Here is an 18,323-nt window from a genome sequence, read left to right as displayed (position 1 = left end):
CCAGTGGCGCTTTCTATAAAAGCTACACTGAACTAGTTAGCTCGGCGCATTCGTCGATGGTGTGTGATCACCGCCAGCACTTGTCATGGTACGGTTGCATATTTGTGGGGGCGTTTCGACATCCTTAAATATCATGGATAAAGACACGCTACGTAGTTCTTTATGGCTACACAGTTCTAGTAGTCTGGGTAACACAACTAGCCCTGGTTTGCCGTCATGCAATAACAATATGTCTCCGGCGGCCAGATTGCGGCTGAGGCGGCGGAGCACGGTGTCTGGATTTCGAGATGTCGTGTCGTAACCACGTCGAGTCCACGCGACGTGTTGCAGGCCCAGTCGCCGTAATACCCTGCCCAAGAATGGACTGCGAAAGCCAAAAGGCGCGCGGAAGAAACGTGGTGCTGTTCCATGTGTCGCAGCTTCGATGGCTTTTTGCGTTTTAACAATGTCGTTCGCTAATAAACTTGGGCTGCTGAAGGCGAAAAGCGTATTGTGGCGATAACTGTGATTTTCTACGCTATGGCCTCGACGCATTATTTCGGCGACTAAATTCGGGTGCGCAGCAACTTTCTCACCAATGCAAAAAAAGGTGGCTTTGGCGTTATGTAGATCTAGGTGATCTAGTATTTGCGGGGTTATTTCTGCATGTGGCCCGTCGTCGAAGGTGAGAGCAATTTCGCGACGTGCGATAGCGGCTTGGGGCAGGCGGACTAAGTTTGGGCTGATCAATTTGCAGCGAGGGCAAAGGATTAGCATGGTAAGCACGATTTGGCTGGATATTATACTTGCCAAAATACATAGTGTTATCGTTTCTAGCATGTCTTGATATATTCTCTTTGCAGACTCTGTGAGTTATTGTGACGATGTAGATTATCTCTCTTTCAGCAAAGAGTCACTCACCGAGCCAAGGCGGCATCAACGAGCGCTCCGGTAGCCGATCCTCGCCAGGTCTGCCCAAGCCGTCGCGTCTGCCGGCAGCACACCCGCTGCTGGGCCGCTGAGACCCCCTCTGCCATGGCCTGCTGCTAGAAAGTTCTGCTCCAGCGCCCTCTCTGACCTCTTGCTGGGTGGTGGTGCAGACGGGCAGGACTGCGGCACCAGCGGGGCCTATCACTAAAGCGCGTGCGTTTATGCCTCATATTTTAGAGATTACTGCAAGAGGGGTGTGATATTTCCTGGATGTGCAAAAAAGGTCTGCTCTATAAAAGATTTGTTAGCATAAATCGTGTTTAAACATGCAGATATGTTATGTTGAATCGGGACCGAACAGTGTTGTGCCGTCGCCTGATCCTACCGTCTGCATCTGAACTATCTTGAGAATTCCGAAAAATCGTCTATAAACGTTTTATGGATAAGTTTGGATGCAGCAGCGATAGGGGCAACCCATGTGTCCTTGGCCTGCACCGGTTATATGGCTGGATGCTGATGATGGAGAACAAAATTGTTACCTGAAAGTGCTAAGCCCTACCTGCTCAATGCGGTCTATCAGTGGTGTGTGGATCAGGGGCATACCCCGTATATTCTGGTGGTGGTGGCTTATCCGGGAATGTCTGTTCCGAGTGGCTACGAAAAGGATGGACGGATGATTCTTGATGTCTCGCCGCGCGCCTGCCACAGTCTCCGTATGGCGGATGGCTGGATTTCTTTTAACGCCCGCTTTGGTGGGGTCGCCCGCACGGTGGATGTACCGATGGCGGCGGTGGCGGCGATTTACGCTGCGGAGACGCAGGAGGGGATGGGCTTTGCCGATCCTGAAATCCCAACCACACCGCCGCCCCCAGAGGGAGGCGGTGTTGAGAACGCGGATAACCCCCCCAGTAAGCTCGAGCGCCCTTCACTGCGGGTGGTGAAGTGAGGCTTGGCCTGATGCTCGGTGCGATGCTGCTGCTTTGCGGAAGCACGGCTGAGGCCAATATTTATGCGTACACCGATAGCAGCGGGGTGGTGCATCTGACCAACGTGCCTGCCGGGAATAACAAGTACCGGATGGTGATGCGGACGCCGAAAATGGCGGTAGCCGTGGCGCGCGCGGATTTTAACAGGGTGGCCAGGGCGCATTATCAGGCACTGATTCGGGCGGCAGCTAGCCGTTATGGGGTCAGTCCGGCGCTGATTAACGCCGTGATCAGCGCCGAGTCCGGTTACAACGCGGGGGCGGTTTCACCCAAAGGGGCAGTCGGGTTGATGCAGCTCATTCCGGCAACGGCGGATCGTTTTGGGGTGGCCAATTCCTTCAGCCCGGCTGATAACATCAACGGTGGCACGGCGTACCTGGCCCATTTGCTGCGGGTATTTAGTGGTGACCTGAAGCTGGCGGTGGCCGCCTACAATGCGGGATCGAAGGCCGTGATCCAGGCGGGTTATCATATTCCGCCTTTTGCAGAAACCCAGGCTTACGTGCCGCGGGTGCTCGCTTATTATCAGCAGTACCTGATGAATGGTGGCGGCAACGTGGTCGGTGCGAACCCGCAATCGGTGGCGAACGCCGCTCCGCAGTTGATTCAGGTATCTAATCCGTAGGCCTGTAGTTTCTTACGCAAAGTGTTGCGATTGATGCCCAGCCATTGGGCAGCCATGCCGCGTTGCCCGCTACAATGTTGCAGCGTGTTAGCGAGCAGGGCACGTTCCACCTCGTCTATGATCAGTGCGTGCAAGTTGCTGGGTACTTCACCCTGCAAATCCGCCAGATAGCGGTCCATGACCAGGGTTACGCAATCGCTCAAAGACAGGTCCGTGGTTCCCATGGCCAGCCTCCTCAGGGACGACTGAGGAGAGTGACTTGGTAACCGGCGGCCGCCGTCAAGGCAGGGCCGCTGAGGGTAAATGGTACCGCAGTGCCAGGAACAAATCCGGCGCTGGCATGAAATTCTCCGCTCAGGTATTGAGCGGCGGTAAACTGCAGATGCGCAATCGGTGCACCATAGACATTGCTGAGGGTGACTTCGATCACCGGGTAGGCCTGGACCTGGTTGGCCACATTTTCGATGCTGCCGGTGATGCGCGCCAAATGATCCCCCACCGGGGTAACCTGACTGTTTAAAATACGGATGTCTTTGTTGGGGCCTGGCCACGGAATGGTGATGCCCAGTTGTTCGGCGCCATCCAGCAACATATGGCGTACTGGCGCGCTGGTGGCAGCGTAACTGTAGCTGCGTGTCCACCAAAGTACCTGCCCGATCAGGGCGGTAATCAGCAGGATGATGGCCAGGATGAGCAGAAATCTACCCAGACGACGCCCCAGGCTGCTACCGGCACGCGTTTCCTCTGCGGCAATATCAATATGGAAGATTTGTTGGCAGACGCTGCATTTCACCTGATAGTGATGCTCGCGCAGGGCTTTACCATCCGTGGCAAAGGTCGATTCACAGCGGGGGCAGGTGATTTCCATGGTCATACTCCGATTTTGCGCTGGCCATAGATGAGCGACCAGTCTTCTTCGTGTTGCGGGGCGGCGAGATCGAAATAGGGTCTATAGGCGGCGTTAATCTCCGCTTCCTGATGGTGCAGGATGCCGGACAGTGCGATCCAGCCTCTGGGACGGACAGCGTCAGCCAGGGTGGGCGCGAGGGCCAGCAGGGGAGTTGCCAGTATGTTGGCGACCAGGATGTCGGCCATGGGCAGACTGGCGTTTTCCGGCAGCGCGAGCTGCAGGCCGGTACCGACGCCGTTGCTTTCAGCATTGGCGGTGGCTACCTGCAGCGCAACGGGATCCGTATCTACGCCGAAGGCTTGGCCGACTCCCAGCAGCAGCCCGGCGATAGCCAGGATACCGGAGCCGCAACCGTAATCGATAAGGCTTTCGCCCCCGCGGATCTGCGCGTCCAGGAAACGCAGGCAGAGAGCCGTGGTGGCATGGGCGCCGGTGCCAAAGGCCTGGCCGGGATCGAGATGGAGCACGCGATGGGCGTCGGCGGGCGCCGCATCCCAACTGGGGGCTACCCAGAGGCGACCGAAGCAGCGTGCCGGGAAAGCGGCCTGCGTCGCCGCTACCCAGTCCTGTTCCTCCAGCGGCGTGAATTGTGCTGCGAATTGCTGCCAGTCATGGTCTCTGACCAGCCTTTGCAGGGTCGCTTCACTATGGTCGTCGGCAGGAAACAAGGCCTGGCACTGGCTGTTCTGCCAGATCAGCCCTGCATCGAATACGGCTTCACTGTCGTCGCCTTCAAGAAAGCTGACGGCTTCTGCGCCAGCATCCTGCAATTGCACCTCGATGGCCGCCGTAACTGCCGCGGGGACACGCATGCCGAGCTGCCACCAGGCAATCTTCATAGGGCGAGCAAGGCCTCCAGATAGTGGATATGCACCCCGCCTGCGGCGTACTGGGCCTCTTCCAGCACCCGTCGGTGCAGGGGGATATTGGTCTGAATACCCTCAATGGTGGTCTCGCGCAGGGCGCTGCGCATACGCATATTGGCTTCCTCACGGTCGCTTCCGAACGCGATGATTTTGCCGATCATGGAGTCGTAGAAGGGTGGCACGCGATACCCCGCATAAATGTGACTGTCGACCCGGATGCCTGGCCCGCCGGGTGGGTGCCAGGCGGTAATTTGTCCAGGAGAGGGTACGAAACGTTCCGGGTCTTCGGCATTGATACGGCATTCGATGGCGTGACCGCTGAGTACAACGTCTTCCTGGCGAATCCCAAGCGGCAGGCCTGCTGCTATGCGGATTTGCGCCTTGACGATGTCGATGCCGGTAATCAGCTCCGTGACCGGGTGCTCGACCTGCACGCGTGTATTCATTTCAATGAAGTAGAAGGTCTGGTTGCCCGGATCGTAGAGAAACTCGATCGTGCCGGCGCCCCGATAGCCCATATCCTCGCAGGCTTTGACCACCGATGTGCCGATTTCAGCCCGCTGGGCGGCGCTGATGCCGGGAGCTGGCGCTTCTTCGATGACTTTCTGATGGCGGCGCTGCACCGAGCAGTCCCGTTCACCCAGATGAACGCAGTGGCCATGGGCATCGCAGAGTATCTGAAACTCGATATGGCGCGGTGTCTCCAGGAATTTTTCCATGTACAGGGTGGGGTTGCCGAAGGCCTTGCCCGCCTCGGCACGGGTCAGATTGGCGGCGTTGATGAGATGCGCTTCCGTATGCACGACCCGCATACCGCGACCACCACCACCACCAGCGGCCTTGAGAATGACGGGGTAACCGATCTCGCGGGCGAGGGTCTTGAGGGCTTCGCTATCGTCGGGCAAAGGCCCGTCGGAGCCTGGTACACAGGGCACTCCAGCCTTCTTCATCGCCGTCTTGGCGGCAATTTTGTCGCCCATCAGGCGGATAGTCTCGGCCCGCGGGCCGATAAAGGCAAAGCCACTTTTTTCGACCCGTTCGGCGAAGTCGGCATTTTCCGAAAGGAAGCCGTAGCCGGGGTGAATGGCTTCGGCGTCAGTCACCTCGGCGGCCGCAATCACGGCGGGAATATTCAGATAACTTTTGTCGCTGGGTGCCGGGCCGATGCACACCGACTCGTCGGCGAGTTTGACATGCAGAAGATCGCGATCGGGCTCGGAGTGGACGGCGACGGTGCGAATGCCCAGTTCGCGGCAGGCGCGCTGAATACGCAGGGCAATCTCGCCGCGATTGGCGATGAGGATTTTCTCAAACATCTCAATCCTCGGGTGCAATGATGAACAGGGGTTCACCGTATTCGACGGGTTGGCTGTTGCTGGCGAGGACCTTGATCACTTTTCCGGAGATGTCGGCCTCGATTTCGTTGAGCAACTTCATGGCTTCGATAATACAGAGGGTCTGGCCAGCCTTGATAATGCTGCCTTCTTCTACAAAGGGCGCGGCTTCTGGGGAGGCGGCGCGGTAAAAGGTGCCAACCATGGGCGATTTGATCATGTAGCCTTGGGGTGGCTGCTCAACAGCGGCAGGTGTGGTCGCTACCGCTGTGTCGGTGGGTATTGCAGCAGCAACTGCCGCTGGCTGAGTGCAGGTAATGGTCGGTGCCATATGAGCAGGCGCGACGTGCCGGGTGATTCGGACTTTACTGTCGCCCTCTACCACTTCTATTTCATCAATGGCACTTTTTTCCAGCAGTTCGGCCAGGCGGCGGATGAATTGGATATCCATGCTCTTTCCTTGGTATCAGTTATGGGTTATGGCGCTTCAGGCGTCGATGAATGGCATCCAGCGCCAGGAAATACCCATCCGCACCCAGTCCCGCGATGATGCCTTGGGCGAGATCGGAGAAATAGGAACGGCGGCGGAACGGTTCCCGGGCATGGATGTTGGATAAATGCACTTCAATAAAGGGGATCTGGACGGCAGCCAGCGCATCACGCAGGGCGACACTGGTATGGGTGAAGGCCGCGGGGTTGATGATGATGTATGTGACGCCCTGCCGGGCCGCTTCCTGAACAGCATCGATCAGTATGTGTTCGGCGTTACTCTGCAGGCTGCGCAGTCGCCAGCCCCATCCCTGCGCGTGCGCCTGCATCCCGGCATCGATTTCAGCGAGGGTGGTCTGCCCATAATGGCCGGGCTCACGGCTACCCAGCAGATTCAGGTTCGGACCATGCAGTACAAGGATATGAGGAGATGATGCAGCCATAGATTCCGCGTAACACTAAGTATATCCGTAAAGTCTGCCGCAAATGGCCGGATAAATCCAGGTCATTCGTGTCTAAGGCGAATGCCAGGGGAAATAAACAGGGCCATCGCCCAATGCGGGGATTTGGCGTAGAATGCCACAAGATAGGTGTGAAGCTTCGCGGGTGTCGCCGCAAAGTCTGGGGGTGTCGGCGCGCAACTTTCGTCTGGTGGGCGGAAAGATTGAGGTGTCCAGGCGCTCATTATTGAGAACGCCAGAGAGGTGTGTTCGCTATGTTATACCCTGAGTTGTTCAAATCACTGGAGGCCGCGCGCTGGAACATGGCCACGGATATTCCCTGGGAGCAATTTGACCGTAGTCTGGTGAGCGATGAGCAGTTGCGCACGATCAAGATGAATGCGGTCACCGAGTGGTCCGCACTCCCGGCGACGGAAATGTTTCTCCGGGACAACCGGAATGACTCCGATTTTTCGGCCTTCATGTCCATCTGGTTCTATGAAGAACAGAAGCACGCTTTGGTGCTCATGGAATATTTGCGCCGCTTTGCGCCGGAATATCTGCCGACAGAAGAAGAGTTGCACAACGTGCGCTTTGAATTTGATCCAGCCCCGGCGATGGAGACGCTCATGCTCCATTTTTGCGGCGAAATTCGTCTGACGCATTGGTACAAATGTGCGGCGCAGTGGCACAGCGAGCCGGTGATTCGCACGATTTACGAGGTGCTATCCAAGGATGAGGCGCGGCACGCGGGCATTTATCTTAAGTATATGCGGCGCGCGATTGATCGCCTTGGGGATACCGCGCGTCTGGCTTTTGCCAAGATCGGTGTGCTCATGGCCAACACCAAGACGGCGAAGGCATTGCATCCCACCAATCTCCATGTGAACAAAGCCATGTACCCTGACGACAGCGTGCAAAGCCATCTGCCGGATCCGGGCTGGCTGGAGCAATGGCTGGATACCCAGATCCATTTCGACGTAATCTGGGAGGGCAAGGTAGTCAATGGCATCTTACGTAATCTTTCTGCTTTGCTCGGAACACCCCTTCAGAGTGCCAAAGATCTCAGTCGTTACCGTAAGGCAATGAGCACCGCCGACCGTGATTCTTCTGGGCACCTGGTAGCGGGCTGAACACGCTGTAGCGGTTTGGCAATGGATGCTATGTTACAGGGCATAAAAACGACGGAAGATCCGTGGCGGAGCCTTGCGCTGGCTGCCCGATTGCAGTGGGCATTGAGTCCGGAATTGCCGGAAGGGTACCGGTCGTTTTTGTTGACGGAGCAGTGGATGCAGACCCGCTGCTATTTTGCCCGCCGTGCGGACCTGCGGTTGGAGGAAGTGGCGGTGCTGGCAGAGGATGGGGACTATGTTATCCGCCTGTGTATTGCGAAAAGGCCGGATTTAACGGCAGAACAGGTGGGGGGGTTTTGTCAGGATCACGACCCTAACGTGCGCTATGCCATCGCCCGCAATCCATTGCTGACGCAAGTTCAGCGGACGCAGTTGCTGGCGGATGAAGACGAACTGGTGCGACAGGCGGCGGCTAAGGGGCCGCGGCCGAGCAAAGAACGCTGCCGCCCGGGTCAAGCGCCTTTACTGTGCTGACCCGGTTTTACTGGCCTTAGTCCGCCTGACGGCGCAAAAAGGCGGGGATGTCCAGGTCGGCATAGTTAGGGGTGTTATTACCGCCGCGTGCGGCGGCTACCGGGGCCGCGGGGCGTTCGGCCTGACGCATACCAGTGGGTTTGTCGAGATTGCGCCAGTCTGCGGCAGTGGCTGGGGTCGCTGCCGGGCGGGTGCGAATGTTTTCGACCGCCAGACGCACGGGTTCCCGCTGCAGACCGGTGGCAACCACGGTGACCCGCAGTTCCCCTTCCAGTTCCGGATCGAGCACGGTACCGACCTTGACGTTGGCATCATCAGCGGCATAGCCACGGATCAGTTCGCCGACTTCTTCAAACTCGCCCAGGGTCAGGTCCATGCCAGCGGTGATGTTGACCAGAATGCCGCGGGCGCCGGAGAGGTTGATATCGTCCAGCAGCGGACTGGAAGCAGCGCGGGTGGCCGCGTCTTTGGCACGGTTTTCGCCGCGACCGCTGGCGGCACCCATCATCGCCAGGCCCATGCCAGACATGACGGTGCGGACATCGGCGAAGTCGAGGTTCATCAGGCCGGGGCGGGTGACCAGCTCGGAGATACCCTGCACGGCGCCGAGGAGGATGTTGTCGGCGGCCTGATAGGCGTCCTTGAGGCTGATGTTTTTGCCAAGGACGGACAACAGCTTTTCGTTGGGGATGATGACCAGTGAGTCCACATACTGGGAGAGTTCGTCGATGCCGGAGAGGGCGTGTTGCTGACGCTTCTTGCCCTCAAAGTTGAATGGCTTGGTGACCACTCCGACGGTAAGGATGCCCATGTCGCGGGCAATGGCCGCCACCACGGGGGCGGCGCCGGTGCCGGTGCCACCCCCCATGCCGGTGGTGATGAAGACCATGTCGGCCTTCTCCAAGGCTGCGCGGATTTCGTCACGGCCTTCTTCGGCAGCCTTGCGACCGACTTCGGGATCGGCGCCAGCACCGAGGCCGCGGGTAATCTGGGCGCCGAGCTGGATGGTGTGGCTGGCGTGGGAATGGCGTAGCGCCTGGGCATCGGTATTGGCGGTGATGAATTCCACCCCTTCCAGACCCGCCGCGCACATGTTGTTGATAGCGTTACCGCCACCGCCACCGACGCCGATCACTTTGATGACAGCACCGTCTTGTTCACATTCATTGAGTTCAAACATAGTCTTTCTCCTTCTTGAAGTCCTGCAAATTTGTGTGCTTCAGCCCTGCAAGCAGGCATTAGCCGAAGCTCGTCTGTACCCAGGAGCGCATCTTGCGAAAAACGCCGCCGAAGCTGGTATCCATATGATTTTCCCGGGCCGCGATGGCCGGGTTCTGTAAAGGCTCTGCCTGACTCGCCACTTGATTGTGCAGTCCGTACATGACCAGACCGACGCCCGTGGCATGGCCCGGAGTCCGGACGACGGTTTCCATGCCGGGTAAATGCATGGGCTCGCCGACGCGCACCGGCAGGTGGAGGATTTCTTCGGCCAGTTCGGCCATCCCTTCCAGCTTGCTGGAACCGCCGGTAATGACCACTCCGGCCGCGACCATATCTTCATAGCCGGTGCGCCGCAGCTCGGCCTGAATCAGTTCAAAGAGTTCCTTGATGCGAGGTTCGATGATGTCGCCGAGAATGCGCCGGGATATGGTCCGGGGCGGACGAGTGCCAACGCTGGGGACGGGGATTTCTTCATCTTGCTCGATGAGATCACCGAGGGCGCAGCCGTAGAGCTTTTTGATGTTTTCCGCTTCGACGGGCGGGGTGCGCAGGCCGAGGGCGATGTCGTTGGTGACCTGATCGCCGGCAATGGGGATGACGGCGGTGTGGCGAACGGCGCCATCGCGGAAGATGGCGATGTCCGTAGTGCCACCGCCGATGTCCACCAGACAGACACCGAGTTCTTTCTCATCAGCAGTGAGGACGGCGTCGGCGGAGGCGAGCTGTTCGAGGACCAGATCCTGTACCTGCAAGCCGCAGCGTTCGACGCATTTGGTGATGTTTTGCGCGGCACTGACGGCACCGGTGACGATGTGCACCCGGGCCTCCAGGCGCACGCCGGACATGCCGACGGGCTCACGGACACCTTCCTGGCTGTCAATCATGAATTCCTGGGGCAGGATATGGATGACGTTCTGATCCTGGGGAATAACGATGGCACGGGCGGCGTCCATGACCCGGCCGACATCCTCATTGCTGACTTCCTTGTTCTTGATGGCGACGATGCCGTGGCTGTTATAGCCGCGGATGTGGCCGCCGGCAATGCCGACTATGGCGCCGTGAATCTGCACACCGGCCATCAACTCCGCTTCCTGCACGGCGCGGGTGATGGCCTGAACGGTGGATTCGATATCGACCACCACGCCCTTTTTGAGGCCGCGGGAGGGGTGTTGGCCGACGCCGATGATTTCCGCCTCACGGCCGCCCCGGGACTGGGCGACAATGCAGGCGACCTTGGAGGTGCCGATGTCCAAACCGACGATGAGTTCCGGATTGCTGCGTTTCATTTCCTGTTTCTCCTTCGGATCACTGATCCGTTAGTGGACTGCTGACAGTGGCCACCGTGGGCATGGCGACCGCAAAGCCGTTGGTGTAGCGCAGGTCCATGGTGGCCCCTGGTACGAGGTATTCTTTGACCTGGGGGGCAATAGCCACCCAACGTGTCAAGGCGGGAAGGATGTTTTCGCTGCCCAGCAGCAGGCGCACCTTATTGCTGAGGATGCAACGCCAGCCGCCGCGTTGATCTTCTTGCAAATCCAGCACCTTGATGCCCAGGGGGGTGAGGATCTGGTTGAATTTGGCCATTTGTGCAATCAGCCTGGCACCGCTATCCGCCGGTCCTTCGAGATTCGGCAGCTCACCGGAGACCTGACTGGGAGGGACGTTGAACACCTGACCCTGGGCATCCACCATTTGTCCGGTACCGCCCAGCCAGCGGGCCACGGGCACATAGGGCTTGATATCGACTTGCAAGCGATCGGGCCAGACTCTGCGGACTTCGGCATCGGCGACCCAAGGCAGTGCATCGAGGGTGTGGCGTACCTGATCAGGGTTCACCCAGAGAAAACCCTGAGTAACGTAAGGTTTGAGGGCGGCATTGACCGTGGGCAGCGGAATTTTCGCGGAGGTGCCGGTAATGGTCAGGGTGCTGATGGGCATGAGTTGCGGCTCGCGCACCCAGTTCCAGCCCATCCAGCTCCCCCAGGCGAGGGCGCTGAGACCAACGCCGCCGACCAGCACACGACCATAAAGCCACCATGGGATAGGTTGACGTACTTTGGGTGGGACTGCCGCTTCGGCTTTGCGTTTGGGTGGTTCCTTGACGGTGGCGGCAGGCCGTTGTGGGTGCTGCCCATGGCGGTAATCGCGCATGACGCTAACCATGTTTTACTCTCCTCTGCGCGGTGCGCAGTATGGCGCTGCATAATTCAGGAAAATCCATGCCGATCGCCTTGGCGGCCATAGGGACCAGGCTGTGGCTGGTCATGCCGGGTACACTGTTCACTTCCAGCAGATGGGCCTGGCCGTCGCTGCTGATCATGAAATCGACGCGGCCCCAGTCGCGGCCGCCCAGTTCGGCAAAAGCCTTGAGCGCAAGTGTCTGCAACTGCTGATCCAGTGGGGCACCGAGGCCTGAGGGCAAGAGGTAGCGGGTATCGTCGGCGAGATACTTCGCGGTGTAGTCGTAGAAGGTGCGGGGTGTTTCGATGACAATGGGCGGCAAGGCGCGGCCGTCGAGGATGCCGACAGTGGCCTCGTGGCCGATGACGGCACCCTCGCAGAGGACTTCGTCTTCCATCGCAAAGGCGCTCCGCAAGGCCGCATCCAGTTCTGCCGGACCCGTAACTTTGCTGACGCCAAGGCTGGAACCGCCGTGGTTCGGCTTGATGTACAGGGGCCAGCCGAAGCGGGCGCCGAGATCAGGTGCATTCTCGCCGCGGCGCAGCAGAATGCCGTCGGTCACCGGTAAACCGGCTGCCCGCCAGAGCTGCTTGCAGCGCCATTTATCCATGGCGAGGGCGGAAGCGAGGGCGCCGCTGCCAGTGTAAACGATATTCAGAGTCTCCAGACAGGCCTGCAACAGGCCGTCTTCGCCTACCGCGCCATGGCAGACGTTGAAGGCGATATGCGCCTTGCTGTCTGCCACTTGCTGCTGGATGATGGCCGGTTGGATGTCGATGCCGACGGCATCCAGGCCCAATCCTTGCAACGCCTGCAATACGGCGCGACCGCTGTCGAGAGAAACTTCGCGCTCGCCGGAGGGGCCACCATAAAGTACGGCTATGCGGGGCAAATCAGACATCGGTCACCTCCCCGATAACGCGCATCTCCGGCTGGAGGTCGATGCCAAAGCGACTGAGGACCGCTTGTTGTACGTTGGCCACCAGAGCTTCGATCTCCTCGGCGCGGGCAGCACCGCGGTTGATGATGAAATTGGCGTGCTGGGTACTTACTTCGGCATCGCCATAACGCATGCCCTTGAGTTCTGCTGCCTCAATGAGCCGGGCGGCATGATCGCCAGGCGGGTTGCGGAAGACGGAACCGCAGCTCGGCCATTCCAAAGGCTGAGTGGCGGCGCGGCGTACCTGCCAGGTACGCAGGCGCTGCCTGACGGCATCGCTGTCTGCGGGGGTCAGGCGCAATCCTGCGGTGACGAAGCAGGCATCGCCCTGACCCTGGACTTCCCGGTAACCAATCTGAAACTCGGCGCGAGACAGACGTTGCAGTTGACCATCGGGATGCAAGACTTCGACCCATTCCACCAGAGTCCAGGTGTCGCCACCGTGGGCGCCGGCATTCATACTGAGACAGCCGCCCAGGGTACCGGGGATGCCGGCGAGAAATTCGGCGCCGGCGAGCCCGGCCTTGGCGGCGAAGTGGGCAATCTTGACCGCCCCCGCCCCCGCCCCCGCACGGATCAGACCGGACGCGTCGAGGGTAATCTTGTCGATGGTATTAGCCAAGCAAATGACGGTGCCACGCAGACCACCGTCCCGCACCAGCACATTGCTGCCCAGCCCAAGCCAGGTGAGAGGGGCGACGGCGAAACGCTGCAGGAAAGCCTGCAGATCTTCCAGCGTGCCGGGCAGATAGAAGCGATCGGCCGGGCCGCCGACCCGCCAGCTGGTGTGGCGGTGCATGGGTTCTCCCAGGCGCAGACGACCCCCAATGGCGTGTATCATGCGGGATCCTCCCCGAAGACCTGGGACCATTGTGCCGCCAGGCTGGCGATGCTGCCCGCGCCGAGGGTCAGCAGTACGGCCCTGGCGGGGAGTTCGGCGCGGATTTGTTGCGGCGCCGTGAGTAAATCAGGCAGGAAGCGGACAGACACCCCTTGCGCGGCCATGGCCTCGGCGAGGGCGCGGCTGTTAACGCCGGGCAGTGCCTTTTCGCCGGCAGTGTAAATGTCCGTCAGAATCACCCGGTCCGCCGCCGCCAGGCTGCTGACGAAATCACCGAAGAGCGCTTGGGTGCGGCTGTAGCGGTGGGGTTGAAAGGCCACCACCAGTGGTCGCTCCGGCCATACGGAGCGGGCTGCAGCGATAGTCGCGGCGATTTCCCGGGGGTGATGGCCGTAATCATCTACCACGGTAATTCCGCCAAATGTGCCGACCAGCTCAAAACGGCGGCCGACGCCGCGGAAATCCGCCAATGCGCTGGTGATGATGGATTCCTGTACGCCTACCTTGCTGGCAATGCCGATGGCGGCGAGGGCATTGAGGACATTGTGGCGGCCGGGGATGCCCAGTTCTACGTCCAGCCAGTGGACATAGTCGCTGTCCACCCGCCGCCATACGGCGAAGCGACTGCCAATGCCTTGCACGGCGACATCACGCGCCTGCAAATCCACATCGTCACCGAAACCGTAGCGTAGTACGGGGGTGCGCAATTCGGGGATGAGGCCGGTGACCATGGGTTCATCGGTGCAGAGGACGGCGAGGCCGTAGAAGGGCAGGCGCTGGAGAAATTGCAGGAAGGCGCCGCGCAAATTATCGAGGCTGTCGCCGTAGGTTTCCATGTGATCGGCGTCGATGTTGGTGACGACGGCCATGACGGGCGAGAGATAGAGGAAAGAGGCGTCGGATTCGTCCGCTTCTGCCACCAGATATTCGCCACTGCCGAGGGCGGCATGGGTGCCGGCGCTCTTCAAGCGGCCGCCGATGACGAAGGTGGGGTCCAGTCCGCCAGCGCCGAGGATACTGGCCACCAGGCTGGTGGTGGTGGTCTTGCCGTGGGTGCCAGCGATGGCGATGCCCTGCTTGAAGCGCATCAGCTCCGCCAGCATCTCGGCGCGGCGGATGACGGGGATGCGCAGTTCGCGAGCGGCCTGAACCTCTGGATTGCTTTCGGGAATGGCCGAAGAGAGCACGACCACATCGGCGCCGCGCACATTGACGGCCTCGTGACCGCCGAAAATCCGCGCACCTAAGTCTGTCAGGCGCAGGGTGGAGCTGCCGGGACGCAAATCGGAGCCGGAGACGGCATAGCCGAGATTTAGCAGCACTTCGGCGATGCCGCGCATGCCGCTGCCGCCGATGCCGACCATGTGGACTTGGCGGACCCAGTTACGCATTTCTGCCTCCTGCATATTCTATGCAAGCTGTCGCAATGGTGGCGGCGGCATCGCCCCTGGCCTGAGCGCGCGCGGCTTCTGCCCAGCGTAGGCGGAGTGCGGCGTCAGTCAGTAAGGGATTCAGCACATCGCGCAACTGTATGGCGTCCAACCCCTCCTGACGCAGTATCCTGGCCGCACCGGCCTCCTCCAGAAAACGGGCGTTGGTGGCCTGATGATCGTCTACTGCGAAGGGGAAGGGGATCAGGACGGCGCCGAGACCAGCGGTGGCGAGTTCGGCGATGGTGGCGGCGCCCGCGCGGCAGAGAGCGAGGTCGGCCCAACTCAGTGCTGCCGCCATATCCTCTATAAAGGGCTCTACCCGGGCGTCAATGCCCGCCTGTGCGTAAGCCGCCTGGGTGGTTTCTACGTGATCCTTGCCGGTCTGATGCCAGATGGCGGGGCGCTCGGCGGCGGTCATGCTGCTCAGCGCGGCGACACTGACTTCGTTGAGCACCTTGGCGCCCTGACTGCCACCCATGATGAGCAGGTGAGCTGGTCCGTTACGCCGACTGAAACGCTCTTGCGGTGCGGGCAAGGCGCGAATGGTCTCGCGGACTGGGTTGCCCACCCACTCACCGCGGGCCAGACGCGCGCCGGGAAAGCCGAGAAAAATACGCTTGGCCAGTGGCGCCAGCAAACGATTGCTGAGCCCGGCGATGGCATTTTGTTCATGCAGGCAGAGCGGGCGTCCCAGGGTCCAGGCGGCAATGCCGACGGGGGCGGCGACATACCCCCCCATGCCGAGCACCACGCGGCTCTGGGTTTTCCGCAGAATTGCCCGTGCCTGTAAGATCGCCTTACCCACCCGCCAGGGCGCACGCAACCAGCGCCCGAGGCCTTTGCCGCGCAAGCCCTGCATGTCCAGAGTATGCAGCGGATAGCCGCGTTCCGGCACCAGGCGTGCTTCCATCCCGGCGGCTGTTCCCGCAAAAGCGACTTCCACACCCTGGGCGCGCAGTGCGTCGGCGACCGCCAAGGCCGGGAAGATATGGCCGCCAGTGCCGCCTGCTGCGATCAGGACGCTGTCAGCCATTCTGGAGTTCCTCCTGGACGACGACTTTGCTGTTGGGCACCGCCGGATAACGGCGGCTGACGCCGAGGACGACACCCAGGGCTGCGCAGAGGAAGACCAGGGCGCTGCCGCCATAACTGATCAGCGGTAGGGCGAAACCTTTGGTCGGTAGAGCGCCGAGATTCACGCCCATGGACATAACGGCCTCACCCCCAAACCAGGTCAGGGTGCCGTAGCAGAAAAGAGCGAAGAAGGCATCACCGGCCGCAGCAGCACGGCGGCCGACACGGTAGATCCGCCAGCAGGCGATGCCATAAAGCATTGCCAGGGACCACACCCCGATCATGCCGAGCTCTTCGCCGATCACCGCCAGAATGAAGTCGGTATAGGACTCGGGCAGGTAGAAATATTTCATCACCCCGTCGCCCAGACCGACTCCGAAGAGGCCGCCACGCCCAAAGGCAATGAGAGATTGCACCAACTGGAATCCGGCCCCGTAAGGATCTGCCCAGGGGTTTTGGAAGGTCGTGATGCGGGCCAGGCGATAAGGCGCTGATATGGCCAGAATTCCGAGCGCGCTGCCCGATATGGCGCCAGCCAGGATGACATAACCCAAAGGCAGGCCGCCCAGAAAGAGCATCACTCCGGTGAGGAGCACCACCATCGCGTAAGAGCCGAAATCCGGTTGCAGGAGCAGGAGCACACCCAGCAGACCGAGTACCACAAAAATCGGCCAGAGCCCCTCTTTGAAGCGGCCCAGCAACTCCCCCTTACGTACCACATAGCGGGCGAGGAAAAGCAGCAAGGCAAATTTCAGCAACTCAGAAGGCTGCAGGCGGACAATGAGAAAGTTGATCCAGCGATGGGAGCCGTTCACCGATACGCCGATAAATGGTATAAAAACAAGTAGTAGAGCGATGATGGAAAGGCCCATCAGCGGGAAAGTGATGCGCTCCCAGAAATCCAGATCAATGCGGCTGGTGTAATAGAGTATTGCAGTGGCAAGAAGGGCGTAGAGGCCCTGCCGCTCGGCAAAGAAGAAGGGGTTGCCGGTTTCATGCTGGGCGATGGGAGCGCTGGCGGAGTAGACCATGACGAAGCCGAAGCCGAGCAGGGCCAGAATGATCCACCAGAGAACCGTGTCGGCAGGTCCCTCTTCCGCTAACCACCAGCTTGGTTTGGTCATGCCACTCTCCCCGCCAATGTCTGTACGGCCGCGACAAACTGACGACCACGATCCTGATAATCGGTGAACATGTCCGTGCTGGCGCAGGCAGGTGAGAGCAGCACCTGATCGCCACTCTGCGCCATCTCCGCTGCTGCCTGCACCGCTGTCGGCATGCTGTTGACGGCTTGCACCGGTAACACGCCAGCCAGCAATGCGGCTATTTGCGGGCCATCCTTACCAATGACGACGGCCCCCCGTTGACCGCGACAGGCTTCCCGCAGCGGGCTCAGGTCAGCCCCTTTGGCATCGCCGCCCAGAATCATCACCAGGGGTCCCGGCAAGCCGGACATGGCTTTGAGGGTGGCGCCCAGATTGGTGCCCTTGGAGTCGTCGTAGTAGTTCACCCCGTTCACCTCAGCGGTCCAGGCGAGGCGGTGGGGCAAACCGGAGAAATTGCGCAAGGCCTGCCGGATGGCGGTAAGTGGGATATCCACGGCACGAGCGAGCAATGCCGCCGCCAACGCATTTTCAGTGTTATGCCCACCGCGTAGCAGGAGTTGATCCAAGGCCAGCAACGGACCGTCGGCGCGCAGGCAGAGCTGATCATCGGCGGTATAGGCGTCGCGATCGCCAGCCCGTCCGAAGAACTGCAATTGCACCCCTGCCGGAACCTGGGCGGGCAGGGCGGCGGTAAAGGTGTCTTCGGCATTCAGCACCAGGGTATCTCCGGCCCCCATCGCTTGGAAAATGCGCGCCTTGGCAGATCCATAGGCCGTATAGTCGCCGTGCCAGTCCAGATGGTCGGGGCTCAGGTTGAGGATGGCAGCGGCGCGCGGATGAAAGTGCTGACAGGACGCGAGCTGAAAGCTGGACAGCTCGAGGACATAGAGCTCCGGCTCGGGACCCGTTTCCGGCAAAAGGTCGAGGGCGGGGGTGCCGAGGTTGCCGCCGACGGCGGCGCGCAGTCCGGCGGCCTGTGCCATCTCGCCAAGCAAGGTGGTGACCGTGCTTTTGCCATTGCTGCCGGTGATGGCGACGATGGACGTCCGGGCGATCCGGCCAAAAAGTTCGATATCACCCATGATCTCTATGCCTGCTTGTCTGGCGCGGAGCAGGGCTGGCAATGTCGGCGTCAGCCCTGGGCTGAGCAGGATGAGATCCGCACCCAGGAACACGTCTTCGGGAAGGTCGCCAAAATGGAAATCGACGTCTGGGTAATGTTGCCGCAAATCGGCGGCGTCTGCTAGCAGACGCGTGTCCTCGACCCGGCAATGGGCACCCAGGCGCAGGGCGGTGCGCAAGAGGGAATGTCCCGTCTTGCCCATGCCGGCGATGCATACCTTTTTGCCGTTGAGGTCCAT

General features: G+C 60.3%; 20 protein-coding genes. 4 read left to right on the top strand and 16 right to left on the bottom strand.

Annotation, left to right across the window (positions count from 1 at the left end; translation table 11 throughout):
* Window positions 1-36 precede the first annotated feature (36 nt).
* On the bottom strand, window positions 37-756 hold the full coding sequence (locus M7F93_RS11885; RefSeq protein WP_366144650.1) for a polysaccharide deacetylase family protein: 720 nt from the start codon (window positions 754-756) through the stop codon (window positions 37-39).
* Between the two features lie 685 nt (window positions 757-1,441).
* Between M7F93_RS11885 and M7F93_RS00200 the strand changes: the two genes are divergently transcribed.
* Together M7F93_RS00200 and M7F93_RS00195 are read left to right on the top strand one after the other, a co-directional pair.
* Entirely contained in the window at window positions 1,442-1,855 is a 414-nt protein-coding gene (locus tag M7F93_RS00200) for a ClpXP protease specificity-enhancing factor (protein ID WP_298167197.1), read from the top strand.
* A gap of 11 nt (window positions 1,856-1,866) precedes the next feature.
* Window positions 1,867-2,520, top strand: coding sequence for a transglycosylase SLT domain-containing protein (locus M7F93_RS00195; RefSeq protein WP_298167194.1), 654 nt, complete (start codon window positions 1,867-1,869; stop codon window positions 2,518-2,520).
* Here the strand turns inward: M7F93_RS00195 and M7F93_RS00190 are convergent.
* The 6 genes from M7F93_RS00190 to aroQ are packed head-to-tail and all read right to left on the bottom strand — an operon-like array spanning window position 2,502 to window position 6,562.
* Complete coding sequence (locus tag M7F93_RS00190; RefSeq protein ID WP_298167192.1) at window positions 2,502-2,744, bottom strand: helix-turn-helix domain-containing protein; 243 nt, start codon at window positions 2,742-2,744, stop codon at window positions 2,502-2,504. The two genes, M7F93_RS00195 and M7F93_RS00190, sit on opposite strands and share 19 nt — an antisense overlap.
* Window positions 2,745-2,755: 11 nt before the next feature.
* Complete coding sequence (locus tag M7F93_RS00185) at window positions 2,756-3,388, bottom strand: zinc-ribbon and DUF3426 domain-containing protein (protein WP_298167189.1); 633 nt, start codon at window positions 3,386-3,388, stop codon at window positions 2,756-2,758.
* A 2-nt stretch (window positions 3,389-3,390) separates the two neighbouring features.
* Window positions 3,391-4,269: a 50S ribosomal protein L11 methyltransferase gene (gene prmA / locus M7F93_RS00180; protein WP_298167185.1), complete on the bottom strand. Its 879-nt coding sequence runs from the start codon at window positions 4,267-4,269 to the stop codon at window positions 3,391-3,393.
* The gene (gene accC, locus M7F93_RS00175; protein ID WP_298167182.1) at window positions 4,266-5,612 is read right to left on the bottom strand and encodes an acetyl-CoA carboxylase biotin carboxylase subunit; all 1,347 of its coding nucleotides are present in this window, start codon (window positions 5,610-5,612) and stop codon (window positions 4,266-4,268) included. Before accC ends, prmA begins: the two co-directional genes overlap by 4 nt.
* A 1-nt stretch (window position 5,613) precedes the next feature.
* On the bottom strand, window positions 5,614-6,081 hold the full coding sequence (accB, locus tag M7F93_RS00170; protein WP_298167179.1) for an acetyl-CoA carboxylase biotin carboxyl carrier protein: 468 nt from the start codon (window positions 6,079-6,081) through the stop codon (window positions 5,614-5,616).
* Window positions 6,082-6,100: 19 nt separating this feature from the next.
* The gene (aroQ, locus tag M7F93_RS00165; RefSeq protein WP_298167176.1) at window positions 6,101-6,562 is read right to left on the bottom strand and encodes a type II 3-dehydroquinate dehydratase; all 462 of its coding nucleotides are present in this window, start codon (window positions 6,560-6,562) and stop codon (window positions 6,101-6,103) included.
* A gap of 272 nt (window positions 6,563-6,834) precedes the next feature.
* On the opposite strand from aroQ, the gene M7F93_RS00160 reads away from it, so the two are divergent.
* Entirely contained in the window at window positions 6,835-7,692 is an 858-nt protein-coding gene (locus M7F93_RS00160; protein WP_298167173.1) for a diiron oxygenase, read from the top strand.
* A gap of 30 nt (window positions 7,693-7,722) precedes the next feature.
* A complete protein-coding gene (locus M7F93_RS00155; protein WP_298167170.1) occupies window positions 7,723-8,166 on the top strand; it encodes a hypothetical protein in 444 nt (147 codons plus the stop codon).
* A gap of 16 nt (window positions 8,167-8,182) precedes the next feature.
* Here M7F93_RS00155 and ftsZ read toward each other — a convergent pair whose 3' ends face one another.
* Genes ftsZ through murD form a run of 9 tightly spaced genes read right to left on the bottom strand, consistent with a single transcriptional unit; the run spans window position 8,183 to window position 18,323 of the window.
* Window positions 8,183-9,346, bottom strand: a complete 1,164-nt coding sequence (gene ftsZ / locus M7F93_RS00150; RefSeq protein ID WP_298167167.1) for a cell division protein FtsZ — start codon at window positions 9,344-9,346, stop codon at window positions 8,183-8,185.
* 58 nt (window positions 9,347-9,404) lie between these two features.
* The gene (gene ftsA / locus M7F93_RS00145) at window positions 9,405-10,673 is read right to left on the bottom strand and encodes a cell division protein FtsA (RefSeq protein ID WP_298167164.1); all 1,269 of its coding nucleotides are present in this window, start codon (window positions 10,671-10,673) and stop codon (window positions 9,405-9,407) included.
* Window positions 10,674-10,692: 19 nt separating this feature from the next.
* Complete coding sequence (locus M7F93_RS00140; protein ID WP_298167161.1) at window positions 10,693-11,550, bottom strand: cell division protein FtsQ/DivIB; 858 nt, start codon at window positions 11,548-11,550, stop codon at window positions 10,693-10,695.
* Window positions 11,543-12,469: a D-alanine--D-alanine ligase gene (locus M7F93_RS00135; protein WP_298167158.1), complete on the bottom strand. Its 927-nt coding sequence runs from the start codon at window positions 12,467-12,469 to the stop codon at window positions 11,543-11,545. The genes M7F93_RS00140 and M7F93_RS00135 overlap by 8 nt, the downstream gene beginning before the upstream one ends.
* Complete coding sequence (gene murB, locus M7F93_RS00130; protein WP_298167155.1) at window positions 12,462-13,349, bottom strand: UDP-N-acetylmuramate dehydrogenase; 888 nt, start codon at window positions 13,347-13,349, stop codon at window positions 12,462-12,464. The genes M7F93_RS00135 and murB overlap by 8 nt, the downstream gene beginning before the upstream one ends.
* Window positions 13,346-14,740 (bottom strand): UDP-N-acetylmuramate--L-alanine ligase, encoded by a 1,395-nt coding sequence (gene murC / locus M7F93_RS00125; protein ID WP_298167152.1) that lies wholly within the window; start codon window positions 14,738-14,740, stop codon window positions 13,346-13,348. Before murC ends, murB begins: the two co-directional genes overlap by 4 nt.
* Complete coding sequence (gene murG, locus M7F93_RS00120; RefSeq protein WP_298167148.1) at window positions 14,733-15,815, bottom strand: undecaprenyldiphospho-muramoylpentapeptide beta-N-acetylglucosaminyltransferase; 1,083 nt, start codon at window positions 15,813-15,815, stop codon at window positions 14,733-14,735. The genes murC and murG overlap by 8 nt, the downstream gene beginning before the upstream one ends.
* Complete coding sequence (gene ftsW / locus M7F93_RS00115; protein ID WP_298167145.1) at window positions 15,808-16,980, bottom strand: putative lipid II flippase FtsW; 1,173 nt, start codon at window positions 16,978-16,980, stop codon at window positions 15,808-15,810. The genes murG and ftsW overlap by 8 nt, the downstream gene beginning before the upstream one ends.
* Window positions 16,977-18,323: a UDP-N-acetylmuramoyl-L-alanine--D-glutamate ligase gene (murD, locus tag M7F93_RS00110; protein ID WP_298167142.1), complete on the bottom strand. Its 1,347-nt coding sequence runs from the start codon at window positions 18,321-18,323 to the stop codon at window positions 16,977-16,979. Before murD ends, ftsW begins: the two co-directional genes overlap by 4 nt.

Origin of the sequence: Acidithiobacillus sp. (assembly GCF_027322205.1) — a bacterium.
In the GTDB taxonomy this organism is placed as follows: Bacteria; Pseudomonadota; Gammaproteobacteria; order Acidithiobacillales; family Acidithiobacillaceae; genus Acidithiobacillus.
The sequence above is the reverse complement of the archived record's forward strand: the minus strand, read 5'-3'. Positions and strand labels throughout refer to the sequence as shown.

Excerpts from the sequence above, each read along its gene's own strand:
- M7F93_RS00190 (WP_298167192.1), bottom strand. The coding sequence starts at position 2,744 with ATGGGAACCACGGACCTGTCTTTGAGCGATTGCGTAACCCTGGTCATG.
- ftsA (WP_298167164.1), bottom strand. The coding sequence starts at position 10,673 with ATGAAACGCAGCAATCCGGAACTCATCGTCGGTTTGGACATCGGCACC.
- murG (WP_298167148.1), bottom strand. The coding sequence starts at position 15,815 with ATGGCTGACAGCGTCCTGATCGCAGCAGGCGGCACTGGCGGCCATATC.
- M7F93_RS00195 (WP_298167194.1), top strand. The coding sequence starts at position 1,867 with ATGCTCGGTGCGATGCTGCTGCTTTGCGGAAGCACGGCTGAGGCCAAT.
- murB (WP_298167155.1), bottom strand. The coding sequence starts at position 13,349 with ATGATACACGCCATTGGGGGTCGTCTGCGCCTGGGAGAACCCATGCAC.
- accB (WP_298167179.1), bottom strand. The coding sequence starts at position 6,081 with ATGGATATCCAATTCATCCGCCGCCTGGCCGAACTGCTGGAAAAAAGT.
- ftsZ (WP_298167167.1), bottom strand. The coding sequence starts at position 9,346 with ATGTTTGAACTCAATGAATGTGAACAAGACGGTGCTGTCATCAAAGTG.
- accC (WP_298167182.1), bottom strand. The coding sequence starts at position 5,612 with ATGTTTGAGAAAATCCTCATCGCCAATCGCGGCGAGATTGCCCTGCGT.
- prmA (WP_298167185.1), bottom strand. The coding sequence starts at position 4,269 with ATGAAGATTGCCTGGTGGCAGCTCGGCATGCGTGTCCCCGCGGCAGTT.
- M7F93_RS11885 (WP_366144650.1), bottom strand. The coding sequence starts at position 756 with ATGCTAATCCTTTGCCCTCGCTGCAAATTGATCAGCCCAAACTTAGTC.
- M7F93_RS00160 (WP_298167173.1), top strand. The coding sequence starts at position 6,835 with ATGTTATACCCTGAGTTGTTCAAATCACTGGAGGCCGCGCGCTGGAAC.
- M7F93_RS00185 (WP_298167189.1), bottom strand. The coding sequence starts at position 3,388 with ATGGAAATCACCTGCCCCCGCTGTGAATCGACCTTTGCCACGGATGGT.
- ftsW (WP_298167145.1), bottom strand. The coding sequence starts at position 16,980 with ATGACCAAACCAAGCTGGTGGTTAGCGGAAGAGGGACCTGCCGACACG.
- aroQ (WP_298167176.1), bottom strand. The coding sequence starts at position 6,562 with ATGGCTGCATCATCTCCTCATATCCTTGTACTGCATGGTCCGAACCTG.
- M7F93_RS00135 (WP_298167158.1), bottom strand. The coding sequence starts at position 12,469 with ATGTCTGATTTGCCCCGCATAGCCGTACTTTATGGTGGCCCCTCCGGC.
- M7F93_RS00140 (WP_298167161.1), bottom strand. The coding sequence starts at position 11,550 with ATGGTTAGCGTCATGCGCGATTACCGCCATGGGCAGCACCCACAACGG.
- M7F93_RS00155 (WP_298167170.1), top strand. The coding sequence starts at position 7,723 with ATGTTACAGGGCATAAAAACGACGGAAGATCCGTGGCGGAGCCTTGCG.
- murD (WP_298167142.1), bottom strand. The coding sequence starts at position 18,323 with ATGGACCTCAACGGCAAAAAGGTATGCATCGCCGGCATGGGCAAGACG.
- murC (WP_298167152.1), bottom strand. The coding sequence starts at position 14,740 with ATGCGTAACTGGGTCCGCCAAGTCCACATGGTCGGCATCGGCGGCAGC.